The sequence below is a fragment of the Candidatus Neomarinimicrobiota bacterium genome, assembly GCA_034716895.1.
GTDB lineage: Bacteria > Fidelibacterota > UBA8477 > UBA8477 > JABMPR01 > JABMPR01.
In genome coordinates this window covers 1-10981 of record JAYEKW010000151.1, presented here as the reverse complement: position 1 = coordinate 10981, position 10981 = coordinate 1, and the positions used below count along the sequence as shown (strand labels likewise).

12 protein-coding genes and 1 tRNA gene are annotated in these 10981 nt (G+C 44.4%); 3 read left to right on the top strand and 10 right to left on the bottom strand.

What is annotated here, in order from left to right; translation table 11 throughout:
• The 9 genes from U9Q77_09545 to hflK form a co-directional block, all read right to left on the bottom strand.
• Positions 1–627: hypothetical protein (locus tag U9Q77_09545; GenBank protein MEA3287601.1), on the bottom strand; the 627-nt coding region annotated here is incomplete at its 3' end.
• Between the two features lie 192 nt (positions 628–819).
• Positions 820–2451 carry an L-glutamate gamma-semialdehyde dehydrogenase gene (gene pruA, locus U9Q77_09540; GenBank protein MEA3287600.1) on the bottom strand — a complete coding sequence of 544 codons (1632 nt, stop codon included), beginning with the start codon at positions 2449–2451 and terminating at the stop codon, positions 820–822.
• Between the two features lie 111 nt (positions 2452–2562).
• Positions 2563–2799, bottom strand: a complete 237-nt coding sequence (locus tag U9Q77_09535) for a hypothetical protein (GenBank protein ID MEA3287599.1) — start codon at positions 2797–2799, stop codon at positions 2563–2565.
• On the bottom strand, positions 2792–2977 hold the full coding sequence (locus U9Q77_09530) for a hypothetical protein (GenBank protein MEA3287598.1): 186 nt from the start codon (positions 2975–2977) through the stop codon (positions 2792–2794). Before U9Q77_09530 ends, U9Q77_09535 begins: the two co-directional genes overlap by 8 nt.
• Positions 2978–3051: 74 nt before the next feature.
• A complete protein-coding gene (locus U9Q77_09525; GenBank protein MEA3287597.1) occupies positions 3052–3450 on the bottom strand; it encodes a hypothetical protein in 399 nt (132 codons plus the stop codon).
• Between the two features lie 666 nt (positions 3451–4116).
• Positions 4117–4851 (bottom strand): hypothetical protein, encoded by a 735-nt coding sequence (locus U9Q77_09520; GenBank protein MEA3287596.1) that lies wholly within the window; start codon positions 4849–4851, stop codon positions 4117–4119.
• Positions 4841–5401 carry a hypothetical protein gene (locus U9Q77_09515; GenBank protein ID MEA3287595.1) on the bottom strand — a complete coding sequence of 187 codons (561 nt, stop codon included), beginning with the start codon at positions 5399–5401 and terminating at the stop codon, positions 4841–4843. The genes U9Q77_09520 and U9Q77_09515 overlap by 11 nt, the downstream gene beginning before the upstream one ends.
• Positions 5402–6349: 948 nt before the next feature.
• Positions 6350–7201, bottom strand: a complete 852-nt coding sequence (gene hflC / locus U9Q77_09510) for a protease modulator HflC (protein ID MEA3287594.1) — start codon at positions 7199–7201, stop codon at positions 6350–6352.
• The gene (gene hflK, locus U9Q77_09505) at positions 7198–8193 is read right to left on the bottom strand and encodes an FtsH protease activity modulator HflK (GenBank protein ID MEA3287593.1); all 996 of its coding nucleotides are present in this window, start codon (positions 8191–8193) and stop codon (positions 7198–7200) included. Before hflK ends, hflC begins: the two co-directional genes overlap by 4 nt.
• 124 nt (positions 8194–8317) lie before the next feature.
• Between hflK and U9Q77_09500 the strand changes: the two genes are divergently transcribed.
• Together U9Q77_09500 and U9Q77_09495 are read left to right on the top strand one after the other, a co-directional pair.
• Positions 8318–8839, top strand: coding sequence for a rhodanese-like domain-containing protein (locus U9Q77_09500; protein MEA3287592.1), 522 nt, complete (start codon positions 8318–8320; stop codon positions 8837–8839).
• A gap of 1 nt (position 8840) precedes the next feature.
• The gene (locus U9Q77_09495) at positions 8841–9290 is read left to right on the top strand and encodes a MauE/DoxX family redox-associated membrane protein (protein MEA3287591.1); all 450 of its coding nucleotides are present in this window, start codon (positions 8841–8843) and stop codon (positions 9288–9290) included.
• 32 nt (positions 9291–9322) lie between these two features.
• Here U9Q77_09495 and U9Q77_09490 read toward each other — a convergent pair whose 3' ends face one another.
• Positions 9323–10156: a 2-oxo acid dehydrogenase subunit E2 gene (locus tag U9Q77_09490; protein ID MEA3287590.1), complete on the bottom strand. Its 834-nt coding sequence runs from the start codon at positions 10154–10156 to the stop codon at positions 9323–9325.
• A gap of 244 nt (positions 10157–10400) precedes the next feature.
• On the opposite strand from U9Q77_09490, the gene U9Q77_09485 reads away from it, so the two are divergent.
• A tRNA-Lys gene (locus U9Q77_09485) sits at positions 10401–10476 on the top strand.
• Positions 10477–10981 lie beyond the last annotated feature (505 nt).

Genomic DNA, 10981 nt, shown 5'->3' with positions numbered 1-10981 from the left:
CTGACAGATCTCATGCCCCATGGGATATTCGTAGTGCTCAAACCGCACTGGCAGTTTTTCCCAGAGTGAGACGATCTGCCGACCATATTCGATGGGAATCACATTATCATGGGTTCCGTGTCCTGCAAAAACCGGCAGATCTTTCAAGGCTGCTTCATTTTCCAAACTGTCTGTAGCGTGCTCAGTTAATCGTCCACTCATGATCAAGAGAGCTTTGATGAGCGTGGGTTGCTTCAGGGTTACCAATTGTGAGATCGTGGCTCCCTGACTAAATCCGGCCAGGATAATCCTATCTTCTTTGATCAACCCCTGCTTCTGCAACTCTTGAATCAATGTGGTCATATCAGATGCACTTTGCAAAGCCTGCTCAATATTGAATTTGAGACTCCCATCAGGATTCATGTCAATATCAAACCAGGAAGCGCCTCCGTACATGACCGTTCCGGGACCACGAATGCTCAATATCTGGAGATTGGCATCAAAATAAGGTGTCAGTCCCATAAGATCATATTCATCCGCACCATAGCCGTGGAGAATAATCAACGTACCCTTTGAATTGGAGGGGTCGTCAGCCGGACGTTGGAGAATTTTACGGTCAGAGATGGTTAGTTTTTCGATATTGTGCATGTGATCATCTTTCCATGATAGAATTAATGATTATCACACTGAACGGAGTCGAGGTGCATCATTCCAATTTGATTCAGGATAAATAATAACGTTCCTCGACTCCGCTCGGGATGACGAAATGTGATATACCCACTGTAATAAATGTTTAAACCTTGCGAAGGTTTAAAACCTTCGCAAGGTTTGTCCTTAGGTCTACTCTTTATCCATAAAGGGATAAGGAAACTCAGTCGGTGGCAGGAAATTTTCCTTGATGGTCCGTTGAGAGACCCAGCGAGTCAGATTCGAGATAGAACCAGCCTTATCGTTGGTTCCCGATGCCCGACTTCCGCCAAAGGGCTGTTGTCCAACCACGGCACCTGTGGGTTTATCATTGATGTAGAAATTTCCTGCACTATGACGAAGTTTTTTGATGGCCAATTCAGTGGCAACTCTGTCATTGGATAACACGGCTCCAGTCAAAGCGTATGGACTGGTGCCATCCACCAGTTCCAGGATATCTTCCCAGCTTTCATCATAGACATAAATGGACACGACTGGACCAAAGATCTCTTCTTCCATAGTCTTGAAATGCGGATTTGTCGTTACAATTGTAGTCGGCTCTATGAAGTAGCCCACAGAATCATCGTAATTCCCACCTGTGATGATCTCGGCATCAGCATGGTTCTTAGCATAATCGATATAGGCTGTAATGTCTTCAAAAGCCCCCTTATCAATCACTGCATTCATAAAGTTACCAAAATCTTCAACATCCCCCATTTTGATCCTGGCAACCTCAGCAATATAACTTTCTTTGAGATCAGCCCACAAAGAGCGCGGTATGTATATCCGGGAGGCAGCTGAACATTTCTGTCCCTGATACTCAAAAGAGCCTCTGATGATCGCGGTTCTCAATACTTCCATCTGAGTGGATTCATGAGCCACAATAAAGTCTTTGCCACCAGTCTCTCCCACAATACGCGGATAGGTTCTGTATTTGGCAATATTGTCACCCACAGTCTTCCACATACTTTGAAACACCGGAGTAGAGCCCGTAAAATGAATGCCCGCCAGATGTTCACTTTGCATGACAGTCGGTCCAACAATAGACCCCTTACCAGGAATAAAATTGATCACTCCATCAGGTAAACCTGCTTCCATAAACATCTTCATCAGGTAATATCCCGAATAGACCGAGGATGAGGCTGGTTTCCAAAGGGCTACATTTCCCATGAGGACCGGAGCAGTCGGTAAATTACCTGCAATGGAAGTGAAATTGAAGGGCGTCACAGCAAATACAAAACCTTCCAGAGGACGGTGTTCCACCTGATTCCACATCCCTTCGGGAGAATAGAGCGGTTGCTGAGCATAGATATCCTGCAAGTAAGCTGCGTTAAAATTGAAAAAGTCAATCAATTCACAAGCCGAATCAATTTCAGCCTGAAAAGCGTTCTTACTCTGCCCCAACATGGTAGCTGCATTTAGCACGTGGCGGTAAGGACCAGCGAGTAAAATTGCCATTCTCTTAAAAATAGCTACACGAGACTCCCAGGGCATAACAGACCAGGTCTTCCAGGCTTCCTGTGAAGTTTCAATGGCCTGCGCGATCTCTTCAGAACCAGCCATGTGATATTTTGCCAGGACATGTTGATGATCATGGGGCATAACATTGGTAGATGTGTTGCCCGTAAATATTTCTTTGCCATTGATGATGATGGGAATCTCAATAACCTCTGCCTTCATCTTATCCAGCATCCGGGTCAATTCTGCCCGCTCAGGGGAACCGGGAGCATAATTCAGGATCGGTTCATTCACTGCCTGGGGAACTACTGCCATTTTATCGGCCATATTTGCCTCCTAATAACAATTAAAAAAATAGGTTCTCATTTCAATGTGCCATCCGCCTAACGGATATATTCTCCTAAGCAAATAGCAATCCAATTCACTGGAGAAAATGAATCAGGCATCATCCTTTAGATAAATTTTGTAAAAAAAGTCCAGATCGGCAGGGTCAGCAAAGATACCTAATACTTCCTCGGAGTAGCCCTGACCCAATGGCACATTTGATCTGATGTACAACTCACCACTTGTTTTTCGAAATAGACCAGACCGGGAGGTCATCAACTCTTTTCGCAGTTCGACATCATATTCTTTGATGAGACGGGCTATTTCCAACATGCTCATCGCGTTATTCATCAGCAGATTTCCAGTCTTTTGACCTGAGTAAACCATCCAGCTCAAGCAGCTTTGCCTGTAATGCTTCAGTCAGTTGCTTCCACTCTTCACGGCTGGTTCCGGGACCCATTTTTCCGGGATCATCGATCTCGGAATTCAGCGTATGGAGAAAACCTTGTACTCGGTCAAGATTTGTCATGATCCGCTCTCCCATTTCAGAGATGGTGGGAGCTGCGGGGTTCTTATGGTTCATGTAAAAATTTGGTATTTTTTTTAATCGCTGGAAGCGCGCGCGCGCATGCGGGCAATGATATCCGAATCTTCAGCTTCCTGCTCATCAAAAGTCTTACCAGAAGCTTCAGCATCACCGTTTTCAGATTCTACTTTTGATTGAACGTCAACCACAGGCTCATCTTCATCAAAAATCTTCCCGTCTTTGAGCTTGCTGATCAGACCACTGACTTCTGTATTGTAATCTTCCACAGTTTTTTCCAGACGTTTCAGCAGTTCTTCCATGAGATCCTGACCATAGACATTGTTGATGCCATCAAGTAAGTCATTTAACTGGGATTTTAAAAACTTCATGCGACTTTCTGAATCATCAAAATCAACAGCTTCCTCGGTTTCCTCAGTTTCAACAGCTTCTTCAATTTTTTTATTTTTATTCAGCATGTAGCACTCCTGTAAAAAAAAATTATTTGATGATCATCTCAGTCGTTAATGACCCATTCCAAGACGCCATAAACTAGGCAAAACCACCGCCACAGGCAATTAATACATATTCCAATTTCAAGGTCAAAATTGACGGCCTCGCAAAAACGACCCCTCGCCCGCCTGTGTATAACTTCGTGCGGGCAGGCAAAGCGCGCAGAGCGTTGTATTGAGTTCATCGAAATGACGCGAAGTGTTGATAAATATGAACATATCCCAATATGCTGTATGTGATTGTATTTAATGGAATTATTTCGTATTTCGTGATTGTTCAATTACTTTTTGCAGTTCCGTCAATTTTGACGATCTCGCAAAAACTACCTCTCGCCCGCCTGCGTATAACTTCGTGCGGGCAGGCAAAGCGCGCAGAGCGTTGTATTGAGTTCATCGAAATGACGCAAAGTGTTGATAATATAGAATAGTGCTATACATTCATCATCTGGCTGTATTTATTGAGTTTAGGCTATATTTCATGATTTCTCAAATACTTCTAGCGGTTCCGTCAATTTTCAATTTTCTATTTTCTATTTTCTACCAGCCTCCGCCTATCGGCTACCCCCTGGCAAGCTTTCTACTTTCTATTTTCTATTTTCTACTTTCTATTTTCTACTTTCTATTTTTCACTTATTACTTTATAACTTTCCTTGGAGGGCGTCGCAGATATACTCCTTCCAACTCAATGTGTCCCTTGACCTTACTCAGCTCCGGTTTTGTTGACAGTAAGGAGTATTTTAGCTGAGTAATGGCATCTGCGTTTTCCTGTAGACATAGGTACAGCATGGATCTGAGCAAAGCCTCAGCCGTAGCATGCTCGTTTCCGATGATCTTGATATACCCACTTTCCACAAAGACCCGATTTGCCTTGGGGATATACAACACAGGATATTTATTAGAACGAAATGCTGGTTTGGCTTTCCAGGGTGTGACCGTATAGTCCACTATAACATCCTGCATTAATTTGGGCTCAAATTTCTGTCCTTTAGATTTGAACTTTATTAAAGGAATTTTAAAAGGATAAAGCTCTGGATCTTTTGCAGGAAGAGCTGCCAGACCGGCTGGACCAAAAGAAGCACCGATGTAATAGCAAAGGGTATCTGCATTCATAAAGCTCGCTGGAATATCGCAATACCAGGCTCCCTCCTGGTTATAGAAATTCAACTCCTGATAGGCACTTTGGTCTTGCGCTTTGAGGTACAACCTTACAAAATCGACATTATCAAGGTAGTGCGGAGTGAGGACTTCCAGTTGGCCTGGAACCCCTTGCAGGAAATTTTCAGGAGCTTCGTGGTAAATTTCAAAAGCAGAAACAGACAAGCTGATACTGATGAGCAGCAGACCCCGCCCAAAATGCTTAACTATCACTGAATTGAATTCCTGCATTTGATAGATACTGATACAGCTCAAAGTTATAGTCATCAACCAGCAGTTGTATCTGTGACGGGCTTACAAGTGTTTGAATATAGTACTGTTCCCGAAGCGCCAGCATCTCGATCTTGCGGCTCTCCCACAGACGTTGACCAGCAACGATGATAGCCACATAACCGGGGATCTGATATAACCAGCCTTTGGACCAGACAACTGCCAAATATGTGGCACCGCCAGTCCCTGCGATCATTGAAAACACACGTCGCGAGCGATAATCTTTGAACAACTCGGCTTCCTTTTTTAAGTGAGCTTCAGATTGAGCGATCTTTTCTGACTGTCCCAACAGGTTCAGCGCTTCTGAAAACCCAAGTGAAACGCTCCCTCGGTATAACTGCCAGGAAGAATCGGCAAAGATCTCAAGTTTTAGGCTGCTCCTCTGGAAGGCTTCAGGGACCTTTAACCGCAATAACTGGCTATCGAATGGTGGATAGCTACTGGTGCTGTCAACCTGACCATAAGCGATAGATCCAAGTAGACAAAACGTCACCAGAATCCTATAAGATAATCTTTGAGGTAGTCGCGGAAGCATCGTGGCGAGAATGTAGTCTTTTTCACGCTGCAATTAAGGTTTTTATGCGGTTTAGACGAATGGTCTAAACCCTATCTTGAAATTTAACCAAAGAATAAATCTCTTCTATTAAGCTGGCCTGAGATAACCGTATGCATCAGGAGTCATCACCTCGCAGCAGTGTAAGTCCTTTTGCCACGAAGACATCCATCTTCGCTCGAAGAGCTACGCCGGACAAGCAAAGGCTCAAAGAGCCATTCAGGGATTTTATAGAACATAGTGCCTTAGCCTGAATAATTCATAGCCACTAAGTCACCAAGACACAAAGTTTAATAAAATATATGCTTATCAAAAATTATCACTCACAGATGTAAATAATACTGTTTAAAATGACCTTGTTCATAACTTTAATACTTTTCGTGACTTAGTGTCTTCGTGGCAATAATTCATGAATAATGCAGGTTAGTGACTTTGTGGCTATAATATGTAAAATATACTTACGGATAACATGGGCTGGTTTAATATCCTCTTGTAGAGCCCGCTAAGATTTTTGGGTATGGGGTGTATTGTGGTTTAGATCGATGGCTTGTAGATGAATTTTTGGTTTCGTCTTTGCGAGGAGTGTCAACGACGTGGCAATCTCTCTTTTACTTGGCAGGTAGTTTTTGTTTTACAAAACCTGTTTTCAGGGAGCGGAACGAGCCAAACAGGTTTCAGAGCCTCATAATTTTTCAAACGGCTCCTTTACTCCGAGATGCATTGAAACCAGTTTAGCCTGCCGCGGTGAAGCCTGTGGACGGAGACGGGTCACTACTCCGCAGTTCCGGAAACTGGTTGAGTCAGATGAAAGTTACCTAAAAAAAAGGTAGCCATCATCAGACAGCTACCTTTTCAATACAAGATTGGATTTAACTTACTCCTAAAGGATTATTTCATCTCTTTCAAATACCTGAGAAAATCAGATTCTGGAGTCAATACCAGCTTGGTTCTCTCATCGAAGACCTTTTTGTAGGCATCCATGGTTCTTACGAACTCGTAGAAGCTGGGATCACGCTGGTAAGCCTTGGCGTAGATATTGATCGCCCGTGCTTCGCCTGCTCCACGAACTTCTTGAGCTTTCTTATAGGCATCCGCTAGAATAATTTCACGATCTTTATCAGTCTCTGCCCGAATCTTAACCGCTTCTTCTTCACCTTCAGACCGAAACTGCTTGGCCATCCGTTGACGTTCTGCTGCCATTCGCTCAAAGACAGCTTGTTCATTTTCACGGGGAAGATCAGCCCGTTTGATCCGCACATCAATGATCTCTACCCCAAAGTCAGCAGCTGTTTCATTGGCATTCTGAGTCACTTTATGCATGAGTGAGTCACGCATTGTCGAAACAATCTCATGCATGAGATGCGTTCCCAACTGCACCCTTAAACTGGAATAGATAATATCATCCAGACGGGATTGAGCTAAAGCCTGAGTCCGCATGGTCTGCATAAATTTCAGAGGATCTGAGATTCTCCACTGGGCGTAATTGTCCAGGATCAAATTCTTTTTATCCTCGGTGAGAATCGTATTGGGAGCACTATCATATTCCAGTAGCCGCTTCTCAAAAACCGTTGCCGACTGAATAAAGGGAATCTTGAAATTCAGACCAGGCTCTGTTATGTTTCGAACCGGTTTTCCCATCTGAACAATCACTATCTGCTCAGTTTCATCAACGATCATGATACCGCCATAGACAAACAACAACACCACGAAAGCGACAATAATAGTTCCTATATTTTTCATTTGGAACCCCCTTTCACTTTCTCCAGGCTGAGGACATTTACTAATCCTCCGGCATCTTTACCATCCACAATGTATTTGTCCATTTTGGGGAAGATCTCTTCCATGGTTTCCAGATACATACGGGTTCGGGTCACATCCTTGGCCAATCGATATTGATTGAGCATCTGGGTAAACCGAGATGCATCACCTTCAGCTTCTTTGACACGCTTCTGCTTATAGGCCTCAGCCTCCTGCAGGGCCTGAGCAGCCTCTCCACGAGCCTTTGGAATGATCTCATTGCGGTAGCCCAATGCAATATTGACCTTTTTTTCTTTTTCCTCTTTAGCAGATTGAACATCTTTAAAAGCAGCATCTACCTGCTGCGGAGGAGTCACATCCTGAAGCTTTACCTGAGCGATAAAGATCCCCGACTCATAACTATCCAGAACTTTTTGCAGCAATTCCTTGGTCGAGGCCTCAATCATGGCTTTACCAGTGGTCAAGGTCTGATCAATGGGTTGTGAACCAACTACCTGTCTGATGGCAGCTTCAGCAGCATGGGCAACTGCTCGTTGGGGACGAGCGATTCGAAATAGAAAATGCCCGGCATCCTTCACCTTGTACTGAACCACCAGATCCACACTAACAATGTTCTCATCCCCGGTAAGCATCAAAGCTTCCGAAGGCACTTTTTTGTATTGTGCTGCACTTGATGCGCCACCTGTTCGCACGGTCCGAAAGCCCAGTTCAAGACGTCGTACTTCTTCCACATTCACCAAATCCACGGTTTGGATAGGCCAGGGAAATTTAAATCTGAGTCCAGATTCGGTTACTTGAGATAACTTTCCGAAAGTTCGCACAACCCCATTCTCTTCGGGGGCGACGATGTAAAATGGTCCGGCAAAAACAATCCAAACCACGATCAATAGTAAAACAGGATAAATAAAGGCCTTGATTCCGATATCCGGGATCTCGACCTCAGTATCACCAATAACAATTCGTTTTGCAGCCATAGTTCCTCCTTAAATAATAGCGGGGGAATATAGAGGGTGTCCACCCAAATGTCAGCTTAAACCGAATACAAATTCTCTAATTCCTTATTGGATTAGTTTCCAGTGTTATTTATTATCGCGCCTTATGCAAAATATCCAAAAACTCGTAAAAGAGATCCTGACCTTAGTGCTGGTATCAATCCTTCTCGGGCTAACAGCACAGGTCGTACTGCCAAATGGAATCGGCCTAAAAACTCAGCTGACCCTGATCAACTCAGATTCAGGGGAAACGACCGTCCCAACAGTTACCATTAACCCCAATGGCAATGAGCATGAAGCCACCAGCATTGGTATATATGACGCTTACCTTGCCTATCTGGAAGGGAGTGGTCTGTTTCTGGATGCCCGCGACCAGGATGATTACCAACAGGGACACATTTCTGGAGCCATCAACCTCCCCGCCCACGCTTTTATGGATTCACTGTCCATGCTTGACAACCTCCCGAAGCAACAGGTACTGATCACCTACTGCGATGGCGTGGACTGCAATGCTTCCATTGATCTGGCTGCTGACCTTAAGACCATGGGGTTTGCCAGGGTCTACTTCTTTTTCGAGGGCTGGCAGGAATGGCAGACTGCTGGATATCCAATAACGGAAAATCCTTAACATGAGCGCAGTAATGACTCGTTTTGCTGGAACAAAATATTGGGCTGCGACAATTCTGCTGCTCCGCATGGGGTTGGGACTGTTGTTCATTTACGCCAGTCTGGATAAGATCTGGAACCCGGGTCTATTTGCAAAAGCGGTCTCCAACTATCGTATCCTACCAGTCTCCCTGCTGCATATCACTGCTATTATCCTACCCTGGGTTGAATTTATCGCCGGGCTGGCACTGGTTTTCAACCGTTACCCCAGAGCGGCCAACATCCTGATCGGCGGCATGACCCTGACTTTCACGCTGGCTATCGCATCAGCCATGGCACGAGGTTTGGATTTCAATTGTGGTTGTTTTAATGTGACCTCAGAAGAAGTCAATCTGGGAGCTCAGAAAATATTTGAGAATTTAAACATCCTGGCAGCGACGATCATGTTGGAGTATCGACTAAGGAAGACTTAGCCCCATCTGTTTCCATCAATTATTTGAGTGAATTATTGGTTCAAAACACCTTCGGTCAACTCAACCGGAGCAACAGCCAGGAGTTCAGGATTTTCTAAATACCGCTTGATGTGATGAGCCATCATGCCAGCGTGATATCCATCAATGATACGATGATCAAAAGTACCTGTCAACGGCAGGATCTTGCGGATCACGATCTCACCATCCACAACAACCGCTTTTTCCTCTTCCTTGCCCATGGTTATCACGCCAGGCAGCTTGGAGCCTGGAAAGAGAGCAGCCATGCCAGTAGTCAACCCATGTGAACCAATGTTCGAGAGTAGAATTGAGCCAAAGGCATTATGACCTAATCCCAGTGATTTGATCTCCAGTCCCAGGGTACTTGTGATAAAGCGGAAGAGTAAAAACAACATCCGCCTGAAGGGCCAGGGAACTTTGATCAGAAATGACTTGTTTTCCATCGTATCATTATCAGAACCGCCACGCGCTTCTGCGGCCTTGCTGCGAATTCTGTCACCGATCTCAAAAACATTTTTTTTGTGGGCATCATACAACTTGACGCTGGACATCTCGCGACCGCCGTGCATGTTGACAGCCACCGTCACGATCACTTCATCACGTTGGACGACATGCCCCCGTTGTACAAAGGCATTCATTTCCGGGATATCCCAGCCCAGGGTTCGTCCAATTGCACCTGTCACCAGGTGGGTCATGGTGATTCGGCGCCCTTCGTTGCGATGGTTCTTGATCATCTCCCAGGCAGCGGTAACATCAACTTCAATGTTGCCATAGATTTTCCCTTCATTAGGGGCACCATATACTGCTGTAGAGAGGGTTCGCCAGGGGCTATTGCTTTGTTTTCTCATATCTTTGAAGATAGATAAATTTTCAGGGCAACCAATCCCAAATAGTGTTTTTTAATTTCACCCAAATATTATGGGGAATTTGTTTTGCCTGCGGTATGGACAAAACTATATTGCCTCGCTTTTTTAACCTGTCAAGTTCGCCGGGACACGCAGTTGGTAGAACGCTTGTTCTGCACTAGATTTGCTTTTTTAAATAATACGAAATAATCGAGTTACTCAATTTGTAATTCGTAATTTTTGTTATGGCCGCGTAGCTCAGTTGGTAGAGCAGTTGACTTTTAATCAATTGGTCGCAGGTTCGATCCCTGCCGCGGTCACCAATCTTGGAACCCTTGTGGCTCAACATCCTGTTGAGGTGCAGGGGTTTTTTCTTTTATGGTTCTTCCCCTAAATGCGTACCTGGAGACGAGGATGTCAGGGATATAAGGGTATAGAGGCTGTGTGAGAATAAGGACAACGCTTACCCCATGCTTTAGCTTGGGGGTATGATAACCTACTATTACCTAGGGCTTTAGCCCAAGACAACCAGCTACACAGTTGGGCTAAAGCCCTGAATTTCTAGTGATCTGTTAATCCCCCAAGCTAAAGCATGGGGTCATTACAAAACGCCACAACCTTCAGCTGAATTTTGTCAATAGTTACTAGTAACTCTAATGGTGACAGTGTTTTGCGAAAACTCCATAGCCTGAATAATTCAGAGCCACTAAGTCACCAAGACACAAAGTTTAATAAAATATATGCTTATCAAAAATTATCACTCACAGATGCAAATAATACTGTTTAAAATGACCTTGTTCATAACTTTAATAATTTTCGTGACTTAGT